A 14,923-nucleotide genomic window follows, 5' to 3' on the forward strand; every position below is an offset into this window, starting at 1 on the left:
ATCTCGTGCGGCTCGCACGCAACGCCGACCGCGGCGAGCTGTTCCCCACACGCCGAGCCGCGGTGACCGTGCACGTGCGAGCCCGCGACCTACGCGACGGCACCGGCTTCGCGTGGATCGAGGACACCACGGCGTCCGTGTCGACCGTGACCGCTGAACGCATCGCGTGCACCGACGGTTCCGTGGCCGTACGGTTCGACACGAGCGGGCAACCCATCGACCTCGGCACCGAGCAGCGCACATTCACCCCCGCCCAACGCCGCGCTCTCGCGGCCCGCGACGGCGGATGCATCATCGAGGGATGCACCGCCCCGCCCGCGATGTGCGAAGCACACCACACCAACGAACACAAACTCGACAACGGACGAACCGACATCGCCGACGGGGTCCTGCTGTGCCGGTTCCACCACCAGTGGACACACGCCAACCACTACCGGACACAACGACGACACACCAGCACCTACGAACTCGTCGCCCGCGACCCCCACACAACACCCCCACCCATCACCCTGCGATCACAGAACCCGATCACACACCACACCCCCTAACCACCACAACGTCTACCCCTACTTCGTGTGCTCCGGCTTCGTGTGCTCCGGCTTCGTGTGCTCCGGCTTCGTGTGCTCGGGCTTCGTGTGCTCGGGCCGGCACTCCACGCGCACCGACTGCACCCGGCGGGCCATCCTCATCGAGTATGTCGAGCACCTGATCGAGGACAATTACCAGCGCGTGCCGATCGCGCCGGCCCGCCGCGAGGCGCTGTCCGGGATGCTGCACCACGAGTTCGACCGGCTCATGTCCGCCGAGGCCGACGAGCTCGCCCAGCTCACCGCCAACCGCGACCGGCTGGAGCACGAGCAGGACCGGCTCATGCAGGCCCACGCGGACGCCGACAAGGCCCGAACCCCCGGCCATTGACTCTGTGGGCCAAGGTTCGAGCCTTGTGGGTTGGGTGCCCCCGCAGGGATTCGAACCCTGACTGAAGCGATTTTAAGTCGCCTGCCTCTGCCGTTGGGCTACGGGGGCCCGGCGCTCAGTCTTCCATCCGCGCCCCGCGTCCCCGCGCAGCCGGCCATCCCCTCCCCGCGTCCCCGCGCAGCCGGGCCATCCGCGCGACGCAGCCAGCCATCCTCGCGACGAGAACGTCGCGAGGGCGGCGGTCGCGTCATCCGTCGGCGTTAACAGTCGGAAACGCGGGCGCGGCACAATCGCTGCACCGGACCACCGAACGAGAGCACCGCCATGCCCGACATCTCCCCCGCCTCCCCCGCCTCTCCCGCGTTCCTTGCCGGCCTACCCAAGGCGGAGCTGCACCTGCACCTCGAGGGAACGCTCGAGCCCGACCTCAAGCTCGCGCTCGCGCAGCGCAACGGCATCGACATCGGACAGTCGACGGTCGAGGAGGTGCAGGCGACGTACGTGTTCGACTCGCTCGCGACCTTCCTCGCGGTGTACTACCCGGCGATGAACGTGCTGCAGTCCGAGCAGGACTTCTACGACCTCGCGACCGCGTACTTCCGCCGCGCGGCCGCCGACGGAGTCGTGCACGTGGAGGCGTTCTTCGACCCGCAGGCGCACACGTCGCGCGGCGTGCCGATCGAGAACGTGATCCTGGGCTACTCACGGGCCGCAACGGATGCCGCCGCTCTAGGCGTGGACGCGCAGCTCATCCTGTGCTTCCTTCGCGACTTCAGCGCGGAGAGCGCCGCCGAGACGCTCGCCGCGGCCCTGCCGTACCGGGAGCACTTCGTCGGCGTCGGCCTCGACTCCGACGAGCGCGGCAACCCGCCGTCGAAGTTCGCCGAGGTGTTCGCGACGGCACGGGCGAACGGGCTCAAGCTCACCATGCACTGCGACATCGACCAGGTCGGGTCGATCGACAACATCCGTTCAGTGCTGCACGACATCGACGTGGAGCGGATCGACCACGGCACCAACATCGTCGAGGACCCCGAGCTCGTGGCCGAGGCGGTCGCGCGCGGCATCGGCTTCACGACGTGCCCGGTCTCGAACTCGTTCGTCACCGACGACATGAAGGCCGACGAGATCGTGCAGCTGCTGCGCGCGGGGGCATTCGTCTGCGTCAACTCCGACGATCCGGCCTACTTCGGCGCCTACGTCGCCGCCAACTACGCCGCGCTCGTCGAGAAGGCCGGGCTCACTGTCGACGACGTCGCCCGGCTCGCGAAGAACTCGTTCGACGCCTCGTGGCTCCCGGAGGAGAAGAAGGCAGAGTACAAGGCCGCGGTCGACGCCTACATCGCCGCGGCCTGACCCGCCCGGGCGTTCAGTTGCGTCGGACGACGAACATCACCGCCCCCGGGCCGAACCACGCCCGGCCGGACCGGGTCAGGCCTTCGGCTTCGGGCGTGAGGCGTACTGCTCGAACGACGCGCGCGGGGTGAGCACGGCCTCCATCGAGGTGATGTCGCGGCCCCAGAAGAAGTTCACGATCCAGCCGGTGATGACGCGGGCCTTGCGCTCCCAGGTCGGCATCGCCAGACCGTGGTAGCCGCGGTGCGCGAGCCAGGCGAAGAAGCCCGTGAAGCCGAGCTTGCCCTTCTGGAAGGCGCCCTTGTACAGGCCGAGACCGGCGACGGCGCCCGCGGGCTTGTGGAAGTAGTCCTTCGGCTCCTCGCCGCGCAGCGTCGCGATGAGGTTCTTCGAGAGACGCTTGCCCTGGCGGACGGCGTGCTGCGCGTTCGGCACGCAGAAGCCGCCGACGCCGAAGCCCGAGAGGTCGGGCACGGCGCTCACGTCGCCCGCGCCCCAGGCGTCGGGAACGACATTGCCGTCGGCATCCTTGACGCGCAGGTCGGCCTGCACGGTGAGGCGCCCGCGCTCCTCGGTGGGCAGGTCGGTGTTGCGCAGCATCGGCGAGGCCATGACGCCCGCCGTCCAGATGATGAGGTCGGACTCGAACGTCTCGCCCGTCGAGAGCTCGATCTTGCCGTCAGCGGCCGACACGAGCTGCGTCTCGAGGTGGATCGGCGCGCCGCGCTCGGCGTACTGCGCGACGACCTTCTGCGCGGTCTTCAGCGACACCTCGGGCATGATGCGGCCCATCGCCTCGATGAGGTGGAACTTCACCTCGTCGAAGTCGATCTGCGAGTACTTCGAGACGAGGTGCGACGCGAACGAGCGCAGCTCGCCGTAGATCTCGATGCCCGCGAAGCCGCCGCCGACCACGACGAACGTGAGCAGACGCTCGCGCAGCGGGTCGCCCTTCGGCAGGGTCGCCGCCTCGTCGAAGTTGGTGAGCATCGTGTCGCGGACGTAGATCGCTTCCTCGACGTTCTTCATGCCGATCGCCTCGTCCGCGACGCCCGGGATCGGGAACGTGCGCGAGACGCTGCCGGCGGTGACGACGATGATGTCGTAGGAGATGTCCCACGGCTCGCCCACGACCGGGGTGACCGTCGCGACCTTCGCCGCGTGGTCGATCTTCGTGACCGCGGCGGTGATGATCTCGGTCTTCGTCAGGTGCTCGCGCAGCGGCACGAGGGCGTGGCGCGGGTCGATGGAGCCGGCGGCGATCTCGGGCAGGAACGGCTGGTACGTCATGTAGGGGCGCGGGTCGACGACGGTGACCTCTGCCTCCCCCTTGCCCAGCTGCTTCTCGAGCTTCCAGGCGGTGTAGAACCCGGCGTAGCCACCACCGACGATCAGGATCTTGGGCACGTGTTCGTTGTCTCCTCGTATGGGGACGGAAGCGGATGCGGCGGCAGCCGCATCACGCCGTCGTCCGAAAACCAGGTACGAATCTACCCCCAACGGCGACGCGCCCCGACCAGCACCGGCCCTGGGCGCCGGGCGCGGTCCGGCAGGACGATCAGACGCAGGCGCAGACCGCCGGGCTCCAGTCGGCGCGCTCCAGCGCCCGGTCGCCGATCGGGTTGACGCCGGGTCCGGCGGCGAGGCTGTGCGCGGCGAGCGCGTGCAGGCACTTCACGCGCGCGGGCATGCCGCCCGCCGAGACGCCCGCGAGCTCGTCGACGACCTCGATCGAGTCGCGATCGGCGATGTACTGCTCGTGAGCCGCGACGTAGGCCGCGGCGATCCCGCCCTCGAGCTCGGTCGCGAGCTCGGCCATCACACCGGTCGCCTCGAGCGTCGACAGGGCGGCCGTCGCCGCCGGATGCGACAGGTAGTACAGCGTCGGGAACGGCGAGCCGTCGGGCAGGCGCGGGCTCGTCGCCACGACCGTCGGCCGGCCGCACACGCAGCGCGCCGCGATGCCGAGCACGCCGCGCGCCGGGCGACCCAGCTGGCGCGACACGGTCGCGATGTCGTCCGCGGTGGGCGGATCGAACGGGGGACGCGTCACCGCTGCTTCCCGAGCTCGCCGGGCGGGGCATCCGTCGTTCCCGCGGTCGCGAGCGACGAGAGCACGGATGCCATCCAGTCGACCCGCGTGGACTGGATCTCGTCGCTGATCGGGGCGCCCGCGTCGGTGGTCGGCGACCCGGTGCCGTCGCCGGGATCGAGCAGCAGGTAGACCTTCTCGCCCGGGTAGGCGTAGTAGATGCGCGACCGCGCCTGCGCCTCGATGTAGGCGGGGTCGTCCCATCGCGCGATCTGGTCGTCCAGCTCGTCCAGGGCGTCCTTCCCGGCGGCGACGTCGTGCTCGAGCGCGGCGATCTGCTGCCGCTGCGCCACGAGGGTGCGGAGCCCCGGCGCGAGCACGACGATCGACAGCACGATGAGCGCGAGCACCGTGAACGCGAGGCCGGACACCCGGATGTGGCGCAGCCAGTGCTCGGGAGCGGTCTCGGCGTCCGTCATCGCCACGGGCGCACGGGTCGCTCCGCGGGCGCCGGGCGCACGCGACGGCCGGGACGCCGCGACCCGGCGAGAGCCCCGCGTCGGGGTGCTCTGCCGGGTCGCCATGCGTGCCAGGGTAGGCGGGTCGCGCCGGGATTACGCGGTGAAGCGCGGGAACGCGCTCTTTCCGGCGTAGACCGCGGCGTCGCCGAGCTCCTCCTCGATGCGCAGCAGCTGGTTGTACTTCGCGACGCGCTCCGAGCGGGCCGGCGCGCCGGTCTTGATCTGGCCGGCGTTGACCGCGACCGCGAGGTCGGCGATCGTGGTGTCCTCGGTCTCGCCCGAACGGTGCGAGAGGATCGCGGTGTAGCCGTGGCGCTGCGCGAGCGAGACCGCGTCGAGCGTCTCGGTGAGGGTGCCGATCTGGTTGACCTTGACGAGGATCGAGTTCGCGGCCGCAGCGTCCAGGCCGGTCTGCAGGCGCTTCGGGTTCGTGACGAACAGGTCGTCGCCGACGAGCTGCACGCGCGAGCCGACGTCGGCGGTGAGCGCCGTCCAGGCCTCCCAGTCGTCCTCCGCGAGCGGGTCCTCGATGGTCACGATCGGGTAGTCGCGCACGAGCTGGTCGTAGTACGCGATGAACTCGGCCGCCGAGAGCTGCTTGCCCTCGTAGTTGTAGACGCCGTTCTCGAAGAACTCGGTGGACGCGACGTCGAGGCCGAGCGCGATGTCGGTGCCGATCGTGAACCCGGTCTTCTCGACCGCGCCGATGATGAAGTCGAGCGCCTCGCGGGCACTCGCGATGTCGGGGGCGAAGCCGCCCTCGTCGCCGAGGCCCGTCGCGAGCCCCTTGGCGTGCAGCTCGGCCTTGAGCGCGTGGTAGGTCTCCGCGCCCCAGCGCAGCGCCTCGCTGAACGTCTCGGCGCCGATCGGCAGGATCATGATCTCCTGCGCGTCGAGGCCGTTGTCGGCGTGGGCGCCCCCGTTGATGATGTTCATGAGCGGCACCGGGAGCACGTGCGCGTTCGGCCCGCCGACGTACTTGTAGAGCGGCAGGTCGGCCGACTGGGCGGCGGCCTTCGCGACGGCGAGCGAGACGCCGAGGATCGCGTTCGCACCGAGCTTCTTCTTGTTGTCGGTGCCGTCGAGCTCGATGAGTGCGGCGTCGATGAGACGCTGATCGCTCGCCTCGAGTCCCTCGATGGCCGGCCCGAGCACGTCGAGCACGGCGTCGACCGCCTTCGTCACGCCCTTGCCGAGGTAGCGCTTCTTGTCGCCGTCGCGCAGCTCGTACGCCTCGAACGCGCCGGTCGACGCACCCGACGGGACGGCCGCGCGCGACACCTCGCCGTCCTCGAGCAGTACCTCGACCTCGACCGTCGGGTTGCCCCGGGAGTCCAGGATCTCGCGAGCGCCTACCGCCTCGATTGCTGCCACGGGTGTCTCTCCTTGCGTCGTCGGCGTCGGTCGTGGTGGTGGTGACCGACCGGCTCCGAGTGTAGTGCGCGCGGGTGAGCGGCCCGAGCCGGCTCAGCGCGCGAGGTCGACGCTCAGGCTCGCCTCGACGAAGCGCTCCAGCAGGCGCGCGAAGTCGGCGAGCTCCCGCTCGTCCCAGCCCTCGAACACGCGCGCGTAGTCCAGCCGGATGTCCGCGCGGGCCGCGTCGACCGCCGCACGCGCGGCGGGCGTCGCCGTGATGAGCGACGCCCGTCCGTCGGCGGGGTCCGGGGCGGTCTCGACGAGACCGAGCTCCTTGAGCTGGGTGACCTGCCGGCTGATGGCGCCCTTGTCGATGCCGAGCTGCGCGCAGAGGTCGGCGGCGCGGGTGCCCGCATCCTGACCGAGCACGACGCGCAGCAGGCCGAAGCCCACGGGCTGCAGCTCGGGATGCACGCGGTGCGACATCCGCGTGATCGCGTGCTTGGCCGCGTTGTGGAGGGCGGCGATCTGCTGCCCGACCTCCTGCTCGAGGGCGGTGCGGCTCGCGGACTCGGGCGCGACGGTCTCGGTCACGGCTCTCACCCTAGAGGCGTCAGGACCGCGGTGCCCGGTCGGCATCCGCGGCTCCGACGAGCCGCTCGTGGTCGGGCGTCCCGGCGATCTCGTCCGCTGCGACCTCGACAGTGTCGACGGCGCCGGCCTCGACCGCCGTGAGGACGGGCGCGTCGTGCCCCTTCTCGCCCATCTGCTCGATGCCCGTGCGGGTGCCCAGCTCCGCGCGCGGCAGGAAGACCACCGCGAGCAGCGTGATGACGGCGAGCGGCACGGCGATGAGGAACACCTCGGCGACGCCGTGACCGTACGCATCCTCGATGATCGTGCGGGCGAAGCCGGTGAGCGACCCGACCTCGGGTATCTGACCGCTCGTGCCGAGCTGCTTGATCGCCGACGCCTGGTCGGTCGGCGACGCGTGGGTGATGCCGTCGGTGATGTAGTTGGCCACCCGGGTGCCGAGGATCGCGCCGAGCACGGAGACGCCGATGGTGCCGCCGAGGCTGCGGAAGAACGCGACCGATGCCGACGCGGCACCGATCTGCCGCACGTCGACCGAGTTCTGCACGACGAGCACGAGGTTCTGCATGAGCATGCCGAGCCCCGCGCCCATGACGGCCATGAAGACGAACAGCTCCCAGTAGGGCGTCGTGTAGTCGATGGTCGCGAGCAGGACGAGGCCGGCGATGAGGAGGACCGCGCCGAGGATCATCCAGCGCTTCCACCTGCCGGTGCGGCTGATGACGTTGCCGATGACCGACGACGAGAGCAGCAGGCCGAGGATCATCGGCAGGGTCGCGAGACCGGCGACGGTCGGCGTGAGACCGCGGCTCAGCTGCATGTACTGCGCGAGGAACACCGACGTGCCGAAGATCGCCACGCCGACGGCGAGGCTGCCCACGACGACGAGCGCGAACGTGCGGTTCGCGAACAGGCGCACGGGGATGATCGGCTCGGCGACGCGAAGCTCGACGAGGACGGCCGCGACGAGCAGCACGAGCGCGCCGCCGAGCATCGTGAACGACGTCGCGGAGGCGAAGGCGAAGTGTCCGGTCGTGACGGGGTTGTCGCCGAAGACCACGAGCGTGATCCAGATGAGCAGCGTCGACACGCCCGCGGCGATGAGCACGAGGCCGAGGTAGTCGATGCGCACCTTCGTGGCCGGGCGCTTCGGGAGGTGCAGGGTGCGCTGGATGAGGATGAGCGCGACGACCGCGAACGGGATCGCGACGTAGAAGTTCCAGCGCCATCCGATGCCGTCGGTGATGAGGCCTCCGATGAGCGGGCCGCCCGCCATGCCGACCGCCATCACGGCGCCCATGAATCCCATGTACCGGCCGCGTTCGCGCGGGCTGATGATGTCGGACAGGATCACCTGCACGAGCGCCGTGAGGCCGCCCGCGCCGAGGCCCTGGACGACGCGGAACACGATGAGCGCGCCGGTGTCCTGCGAGAGACCCGCGAGCGCGGAGCCGATGACGAACAGCACGAGCGCGAGCTGCACGAGCAGCTTGCGGTTGAACAGGTCGGAGAACTTGCCCCAGATCGGCGTCGAGACGGTGGTCGCGAGCAGGGTCGCCGTGACGACCCAGGTGTAGCTCGCCTGGTCGCCGTGCAGGTCGGCGATGATGCGCGGCAGCGAGGTCGAGACGACCGTGCCGGCGAGGATCGCGACGAACATGCCCATGAGCAGGCCGGAGAGCGCCTCGAGCACCTGGCGGTGCGTCATGGGCGCGGCGTCCGTCGTGGGGACGGATGCGGTGGTTGTGGACACGCGAAACCCTTCGGTCTGGCCTGAAAGTTGATGCGCGTCAACTATACGCAGAACGTTGCACTCTGTCAACCATCGCCGACCGGGTCAGGCCAGCGGCTTGAGCTCCAGATCGTCGACGGATGCCGTCGCCCCCGTCACGCTCGCCCAGTGCGTGAACCCCGCCGCCGCGAGCGCGTCGAGCACGGGCGCCACGCGCTTCAGGCGGCGCTCGAGACGCACCCGCGTCCCGGCCGGGCCGCGCGCCACGAGCTCCGCCTTGAGCGCGGCGAGCGCCGCGACCGGCGCGTCGTCGTCGTAGAGCAGGGCGACCGCATCCGCTGAATCCGCGTCATCGAGCTCGACGAGGTCGACGAGCCGTTCGAAGCCGAGCGAGAAGCCCGTCGCCGGCACGCTCTGGCCGAGGAAGCGCCCGATCATGCCGTCGTAGCGCCCGCCGCCGCCGAGCGAGTAGCCGAGCTCGGGGTGCGCGACCTCGAAGATCGCGCCCGTGTAGTAGCCCATCCCGCGCACCAGGAACGGGTCGAAGCGCAGCAGCTGCCGCGTCGCCGCGTCGAGGCCGTCCGCGATCGCGACGAGGTCGGCGATCGCCTCCGGGTCGATGTCCGCGGGCAGCAGCTTGCGGATCGCGCGCTCGCCGAACGACACGAACTCCGTCGTGATCGGCCGGTTCAGGAACGCGTCGAGCGCGTCCACCGGCCCGTCGGGCAGGAAGCGGTCGCGCAGCTCCTGCACGACGCCCGCGGGCCCGATCTTGTCGAGCTTGTCGATCGTGATGAGCACGGCGGCGTGCTCCCCGGCCGGGAAGCCGAGCGAGGTGAGCAGCGCGGTCAGGATGCGGCGGTCGTTGATGCGGATCGTCGCGCCGCGGATGCCGAGCGCCTCGATCGCGGCCGTCGTCGCCTGGATGAGCTCGACCTCGGCGAGCGGCCCCTTCTCGCCGATGATGTCGATGTCGCACTGGACGAACTGGCGGTACCGGCCCTTCTGCGGTCGCTCCGCACGCCACACCGGCGCGATCTGGATCGAGCGGAACACCCGCGGCAGGTCGGCGTGGTGCGAGGCGTAGAACCGGGCGAGCGGCACGGTGAGGTCGAAGCGCAGGCCGAGGTCGGCGAGGTCGAGCGGCTCCGTCGCGCGCTGGAAGTCGTCGATCGTGAGCCCGCGCTTCAGGATGCCGAACGCGAGCTTCTCGTTGTCGCCGCCGAGTCCGGCGTGCAGGCGGTCCGAGTCCTCGACGACGGGCGTCTCGATCTCGTCGAAGCCGTGCGCACGGTAGGTGCTCCGGATCACCGAGAGCACGCGTTCGCGCCGCGCCTTCTCCGCGGGGAGGAAGTCGCGCATGCCGCGCGGCGGATTCACCTGTGTCGCCATCCCTCGATTCTTCCAGTTCGACTACCGTGTCGAACATGAGCGAAGATGCAATGGCCTCCGGCATCGTGGTCGAGCGGGTCGGCCGCTCCTTCGGGGCGGTGCACGCCGTGCGATCCGCGACCTTCACCGCCCGCGCCGGACAGGTGACCGCGCTCGTCGGCCCGAACGGATCGGGCAAGACGACGCTCATGCTCATGCTCGCGTCGCTGCTCGCCCCGGACGCGGGCCGCATCCGCGTCGCGGGGGCCGACCCCGTGACGGATGCCGCTGCCGTCCGCGCGCGGATCGGCTGGATGCCCGACGTGCTCGGCTCGTGGCCGTCGCTCACCGTGCGCCAGACCCTCGTCACGACCGCCCGGCTCTACCGCCTGCCGGTCGCCCGCGCGCGCGCCCGGGCCGCCGAGCTCATCGCGGAGGTCGGGCTCACCGAGCTCGCCGACCGGCCGACGAAAGTGCTCAGCCGGGGGCAGAAGCAGCGGCTCTCGCTCGCCCGCGCGCTCGTGCACGATCCCGACGTGCTGCTGCTCGACGAGCCGGCATCGGGGCTCGATCCGCGCGCCCGCATCGAGCTGCGCGAGCTCGTGCGGCGGCTCGCCGCCGCGGGCAAGACCGTGCTCGTGTCCAGCCACGTGCTCGCCGAGCTGGACGAGATGGCCGACGACGCGGTGTACCTCGACCGCGGCGAGACCGCCGCGGCGGGCGCGCTCGAGCGGGCGCGGTCCACGGCGCGTCCGTGGCGCATCCGTGCCGCGAGCGGCGACGCGCGGGCCGCGCTCGCCGCCGCCGGCGTCGATGCGGCGACCATCGCGACCGATCGCGGCGACCTGCTCGTGCCCGTCGCGGGTGAGGGTGCCGCGGCCGACCTGCTCGCGGCGCTCGTCACGGCCGGGGTGCGGGTGAGCGTGTTCGCCCCGGCGGTCGGCGACCTCGAGCAGGCGTTCCTCGAGCTCGGCGCCGGTCCGATCGACGGGGGTGCGTCGTGAGCGGCTGGCTCGACGGCCTGCGGGTCGTGCTCGGTCTCGAGCTGCGGCAGAAGCTCACGGGGGTCGCCTGGTGGGTGCTGCTCGGCGTCTACGCGCTGCTGCTGCTCGTCGTCACCGGGGTCGTGACGTTCATCGACGGCGCGTTCCGGGGCTCCGGCACGGGACTCGACGGCTCGACGATCTACTCCTCGATCATCTTCGTGGTGCTGCTGCTCGCCTCGCTCGTGACGCCCGCGCTCAGCGGCACGGCCATCAACGGCGACCGGGATGCCGGCACGCTCGCGACGACGCAGGTCACGCTCATCACGACCGGCCAGCTGACCGTGGGCAAGTTCCTCGCGGCGTGGGTCGCGGCGCTCGCGTTCCTCGCGGCATCCGTGCCCTTCCTGCTGTTCTCGTGGATCGTCGGCGGCGTCGAGGTCGATGTCGTGCTCGTCTCGCTCGCCGTGCTCGCGGTCGAGCTCGGCGTCGTCGCCGCGGTGGGCGTGGGCCTGTCCGGGCTCGTGCGGCGCCCGCTGTTCTCGGTCGTGGTGACCTATCTCGTGGTCGCCGCGCTGAGCGTCGGCACGCTCATCGCGTTCGGGCTCGGCTCGCTCGCGGCCTCCTCGCCGGCCACGTACACGTACGTGAGCGCGTCGGACTACGACGACGTCACCGGACTGCCCACCGCGTGCGGCGAGCCGCAGGTGACCCACTCGTCCGTGCCGCGGCCCGACCGCGTGTGGGGGCTGCTCGCCACGAACCCGTACGTCGTGCTCGCGGACGCGATCCCGACGCACTACGGCGCCCACGGCGAGCCGGATGACGCCTTCGGCGGCCTCAAGTGGACCGTGCGGCAGGCGCAGATCACCCCCGAGCTCGACGGCCACTCCGACGAGTGCGAGCAGGCGCGTCAGGGCTACACGTGGCCGGAGCCGCCGACCGCCGAGCAGACGATCGACTCGACGACGCCGAGCTGGTTCGTCGGCCTCATCGTGCAGGTCGTGCTCGCAGCGCTGCCGCTGTGGGGCGGGTTCGCGCGGCTGCGCACCCCGGCGCGCCGGCTCGCGGCCGGCTCCCGGATCGCCTGATCCCGGAACTGCGCCGCAGATCCGCCACTGGTCGTCGGCACTCGCAGATCGTCCAGCGCCCGCCGATCCCACCCGACGGAGCTCGCGCAGAGCGACTCGCTGGATCCTCGGGTCGATCGAGCGTGTCCGCTGCGCCGCCACGACCGTCCGGTCTCCTCGTCGCCGAACGACCGGATCATCGCGTGACGATGTCCCGCCCCGCGTCGACAACACGGGCGTAATGCGTGCGTCCGCTACTCGCTCCTGGAGCTCGCGTCCGCCGCCTCGCGGGAGCGGATGTCGTCGCTCAGCGCGCGGACGGCGGCGCGCATCGCTCGCTCCGGGTCGAGCCCCTTGGCCCGGGCGCCCACGACGAGGCCCATGAGCAGCGCCCCGAGCTCCTCCTCGGTGCCGGGCACGTCGGCCGCGACCGGCTCGGCGCCGACCTTCTCGGCGCGACCGACGACCTTGTCGGCGAGCGCGAGCGCGGGCATGCCCGCCGGGATGCCGTCGAGCACGCTCGTGCGCTCGGGCTTCTCGACGGCCTTGACCCGGTCCCAGAGCGCGACGACGGCATCCGCGGTCCCGGCGTCGACGGTGCCGAAGACGTGCGGGTGACGTCCGACCATCTTCGCCGTCATCCGTTCGGCGACGTCCTCGATCGTGAAGCCCTCCTCCGCGGTGTGCGCCGCGATGTCGGCGTGGAACAGCACCTGGTAGAGCACGTCGCCGAGCTCCTCGAGCAGGTCGTCGCGGCCGCCGGACTCGATCGCGTCGACGAGCTCGTACGTCTCCTCGACGAGGTAGCGCACGAGGCTCGCGTGCGTCTGCTCGGCGTCCCACGCGCATCCGCCGGGCGCGCGCAGCCGCTCGAGCGTCGCGACGAGCTCGTCGAGCCTCGGATGCTCGCTCACGCTGTCCCCGGGAACGGGTCGCCGTAGCGCTCGAGCGCGTCCTGGTAGCGGCCGCCGATCGTGAGCCGGGTGATCTCGCCCGGGTCGAACGATGAGGGCTCGTCGTGCCAGACGCCCGCGGTGTCGATCTCGAGCAGCCAGATGTCGCCGTCGTCCTCGCCGCGGGTGGCGCGGCCGATGAACAGCACGTCCGGGTCCTCGTCGTCCTCGACGTAGACGCCGATCAGGCTCGTCGCGTCGATGACGCGGCGCGCGACCTCGAGCTGGGGCAGGGCGAGCGCCTCGAGCAGGTCGAGGGGCACGGCGGGCATGGCGAGCGACTCCACGGCGGCGCGGCGCACGTACGCCTGGTACTCGGGCGGCTCGACCTCGACGGCGGTCACGTCGGCGATGCGCGCGACGTCCCAGCCCTCGAAGTACACCGAGTCGTCGTAGACCGCGACCATGAACCAGTCGCGTCCGACGGCGACGACCGTGCCGCGCAGCACGTCCACGTCCTCGAACAGGCCGTCGCGCAGCACCTTCACGCGATCCCCCGAGGCGTAGGCGCTGCGGAGGTCGTCGAGGAGGGAGCCGGCCACGGTGAAAGGCTATCGGCTCGGGTCAGCGCTCGGGCGTGACCGCGTCCACCGCGGCCGGCTCCGCGGGACGGTGCAGGTCGGTGCGCGGCATGACGACGGATGCCACGACGCAGCCGAGCGCGACGATCGCGACGCCGAGGAACACGGCCCCGCCCGCGGCGACCATGCCGCCCGGCGAGGACTCGTCCGCGCCGTGCGCCGCGAGCACGCCGTTCGCCACCGCGCCGAAGATCGCGACGCCCACGGCGCTGCCGACGGAGCGGGCGAACATGTTCGCGCCGGTCACGACGCCCCGCTCGTTCCACGGCACGCTCGACTGCGCGGCGATGAGCGACGGCGTCGCGACGAGCCCCATGCCGAGGCCGACGACGAAGCACGCCGCCCCGACGCCGACGATGTTCGGCGTGCCGGCGATGCCCGCGAGCACCGCGCCGCCGACGAACGCGATCGAGGTGCCGAGGATCGCCGCGGTGCGGAACCCCCAGCGCAGGTAGACGAGCCGGCCGGACAGCGACGCGGCGATCGGCCAGCCGAGGGTGAGGAACGCGAGGGCGAACCCCGCGGCGAGCGGCGGCGCGCCGAGGGTCGTCTCGAGGTAGGCGGGCACGTACGACGTGAGCCCGATGAGCGCGACGCCGACCCCGAGCGAGAGCAGCGCGGTCGTGAGCAGCAGACGGCGGGAGAGCACCCAGAGCGGCAGCACGGGCTCCGCGGCCCGGCGCTCCGCGAGCACGAAGCCGACGAGCAGCGCGGCGCCGAGCGCGAACGCCGCGATCGACGGCGCCGAGTCCCAGGCCCAGCCGACGCCGCCCTCGAGCACGCCGAGCACGAGCGCCGTGAGCGCGAGCGTGAGCAGCACCGCGCCGGCGACGTCGATGCGGTGCCGCCGCGGCTCGAGACGCTCGTGGAACGACCGCGCGATGAGCAGCACCGCGACGACGCACAGCGGCACGTTGACGAAGAAGATCCAGCGCCACGACACGAACTGGCTGAACAGGCCGCCGAGGGTCGGCCCGATGACGGATGACGCGGCCCACACGCTCGCGACGTAGCCCTGCGCCTTGGCCCGCTCCGCGACCGAGTAGATGTCGCCCATGATCGTGATGCTCATCGGCTGCACGGCTCCGGCGCCGAGTCCCTGCACGGCGCGGAACACGATGAGCGCGGGCATGCTCCAGGCGACGCCGCACAGGATCGAGCCGGCCAGGAACAGCCCGATGCCGATGAGCATGATCGGCTTGCGGCCGATCGTGTCGGCGAGCTTCGCGTACACCGGCACGGTGACGGCCTGCGCGAGCAGGTAGACCGAGAACAGCCACGGGAACAGCGCGAACCCGCCGACGTCGGCGACGATCGACTGCACCGCCGTCGCGACGACCGTCGCGTCGATCGCCACGAGGCCGGTCGAGACCATGATCGCGATGAGCACCGGCCCACGCTCGGAACGGAAACCCACGCTGTTGCTCATCGGTCTCATTCGACCACGAGTCGGGAG

The 14,923-nt window shown here is 71.4% G+C and carries 15 protein-coding genes and 1 tRNA gene; 5 read left to right on the forward strand and 11 right to left on the reverse strand.

Translation table 11 applies throughout. From position 1 onward, the window contains the following. Window positions 1–548 (forward strand): HNH endonuclease signature motif containing protein (locus QT381_RS07070; RefSeq protein WP_289248129.1); only part of this gene is annotated, 548 nt, incomplete at its 5' end. Between the two features lie 25 nt (window positions 549–573). Further along, on the forward strand, window positions 574–918 hold the full coding sequence (locus QT381_RS07075; protein WP_289248130.1) for a hypothetical protein: 345 nt from the start codon (window positions 574–576) through the stop codon (window positions 916–918). A 35-nt stretch (window positions 919–953) separates the two neighbouring features. Here QT381_RS07075 and QT381_RS07080 read toward each other — a convergent pair. After that, window positions 954–1,026, reverse strand: a tRNA-Leu gene (locus QT381_RS07080). A gap of 216 nt (window positions 1,027–1,242) precedes the next feature. Between QT381_RS07080 and add the strand changes: the two genes are divergently transcribed. Continuing rightward, entirely contained in the window at window positions 1,243–2,274 is a 1,032-nt protein-coding gene (gene add / locus QT381_RS07085) for an adenosine deaminase (RefSeq protein ID WP_289248131.1), read from the forward strand. 75 nt (window positions 2,275–2,349) lie between these two features. Here add and QT381_RS07090 read toward each other — a convergent pair whose 3' ends face one another. From QT381_RS07090 to hisS, 7 genes are all read right to left on the reverse strand, one after another. Then, window positions 2,350–3,681 carry an NAD(P)/FAD-dependent oxidoreductase gene (locus QT381_RS07090; protein ID WP_289248132.1) on the reverse strand — a complete coding sequence of 444 codons (1,332 nt, stop codon included), beginning with the start codon at window positions 3,679–3,681 and terminating at the stop codon, window positions 2,350–2,352. A 151-nt stretch (window positions 3,682–3,832) separates the two neighbouring features. Further along, on the reverse strand, window positions 3,833–4,327 hold the full coding sequence (locus QT381_RS07095) for a DUF501 domain-containing protein (protein ID WP_289248133.1): 495 nt from the start codon (window positions 4,325–4,327) through the stop codon (window positions 3,833–3,835). Then, a complete protein-coding gene (locus QT381_RS07100) occupies window positions 4,324–4,890 on the reverse strand; it encodes an FtsB family cell division protein (RefSeq protein WP_289248134.1) in 567 nt (188 codons plus the stop codon). The genes QT381_RS07095 and QT381_RS07100 overlap by 4 nt, the downstream gene beginning before the upstream one ends. Window positions 4,891–4,920: 30 nt before the next feature. Beyond that, the gene (gene eno, locus QT381_RS07105) at window positions 4,921–6,201 is read right to left on the reverse strand and encodes a phosphopyruvate hydratase (RefSeq protein ID WP_289248135.1); all 1,281 of its coding nucleotides are present in this window, start codon (window positions 6,199–6,201) and stop codon (window positions 4,921–4,923) included. A gap of 93 nt (window positions 6,202–6,294) precedes the next feature. Next, complete coding sequence (locus QT381_RS07110) at window positions 6,295–6,777, reverse strand: MarR family winged helix-turn-helix transcriptional regulator (protein WP_289248136.1); 483 nt, start codon at window positions 6,775–6,777, stop codon at window positions 6,295–6,297. A 19-nt stretch (window positions 6,778–6,796) separates the two neighbouring features. After that, window positions 6,797–8,485 carry an MDR family MFS transporter gene (locus QT381_RS07115; protein WP_289248262.1) on the reverse strand — a complete coding sequence of 563 codons (1,689 nt, stop codon included), beginning with the start codon at window positions 8,483–8,485 and terminating at the stop codon, window positions 6,797–6,799. Window positions 8,486–8,614: 129 nt separating this feature from the next. Beyond that, entirely contained in the window at window positions 8,615–9,901 is a 1,287-nt protein-coding gene (hisS, locus tag QT381_RS07120) for a histidine--tRNA ligase (protein ID WP_289248138.1), read from the reverse strand. Window positions 9,902–9,936: 35 nt separating this feature from the next. Here hisS and QT381_RS07125 point away from each other — a divergent pair, with 35 nt between their 5' ends. Together QT381_RS07125 and QT381_RS07130 are read left to right on the forward strand one after the other, a co-directional pair. After that, entirely contained in the window at window positions 9,937–10,884 is a 948-nt protein-coding gene (locus QT381_RS07125) for an ABC transporter ATP-binding protein (RefSeq protein ID WP_289248139.1), read from the forward strand. After that, the gene (locus QT381_RS07130; RefSeq protein WP_289248140.1) at window positions 10,881–11,954 is read left to right on the forward strand and encodes an ABC transporter permease; all 1,074 of its coding nucleotides are present in this window, start codon (window positions 10,881–10,883) and stop codon (window positions 11,952–11,954) included. The genes QT381_RS07125 and QT381_RS07130 overlap by 4 nt, the downstream gene beginning before the upstream one ends. A 233-nt stretch (window positions 11,955–12,187) precedes the next feature. Here QT381_RS07130 and QT381_RS07135 read toward each other — a convergent pair whose 3' ends face one another. Genes QT381_RS07135 through QT381_RS07145 form a run of 3 tightly spaced genes read right to left on the reverse strand, consistent with a single transcriptional unit; the run spans window position 12,188 to window position 14,896 of the window. Continuing rightward, window positions 12,188–12,847 (reverse strand): nucleoside triphosphate pyrophosphohydrolase, encoded by a 660-nt coding sequence (locus QT381_RS07135; RefSeq protein ID WP_289248141.1) that lies wholly within the window; start codon window positions 12,845–12,847, stop codon window positions 12,188–12,190. After that, complete coding sequence (locus QT381_RS07140) at window positions 12,844–13,428, reverse strand: hypothetical protein (RefSeq protein WP_289248143.1); 585 nt, start codon at window positions 13,426–13,428, stop codon at window positions 12,844–12,846. Before QT381_RS07140 ends, QT381_RS07135 begins: the two co-directional genes overlap by 4 nt. Before the next feature lie 22 nt (window positions 13,429–13,450). Next, entirely contained in the window at window positions 13,451–14,896 is a 1,446-nt protein-coding gene (locus tag QT381_RS07145) for an MFS transporter (protein ID WP_289248144.1), read from the reverse strand. Window positions 14,897–14,923 lie beyond the last annotated feature (27 nt).

The sequence above is a fragment of the Galbitalea sp. SE-J8 genome (assembly GCF_030345695.1).
Classification (GTDB): domain Bacteria; phylum Actinomycetota; class Actinomycetes; order Actinomycetales; family Microbacteriaceae; genus JAUASV01.

Coding starts and splice junctions, on each gene's coding strand:
- add (WP_289248131.1), top strand. CDS start 1,243: ATGCCCGACATCTCCCCCGCCTCCCCCGCCTCTCCCGCGTTCCTTGCC.
- QT381_RS07125 (WP_289248139.1), top strand. CDS start 9,937: ATGAGCGAAGATGCAATGGCCTCCGGCATCGTGGTCGAGCGGGTCGGC.
- hisS (WP_289248138.1), bottom strand. CDS start 9,901: ATGGCGACACAGGTGAATCCGCCGCGCGGCATGCGCGACTTCCTCCCC.
- QT381_RS07115 (WP_289248262.1), bottom strand. CDS start 8,485: ATGACGCACCGCCAGGTGCTCGAGGCGCTCTCCGGCCTGCTCATGGGC.
- QT381_RS07100 (WP_289248134.1), bottom strand. CDS start 4,890: ATGGCGACCCGGCAGAGCACCCCGACGCGGGGCTCTCGCCGGGTCGCG.
- QT381_RS07145 (WP_289248144.1), bottom strand. CDS start 14,896: ATGAGCAACAGCGTGGGTTTCCGTTCCGAGCGTGGGCCGGTGCTCATC.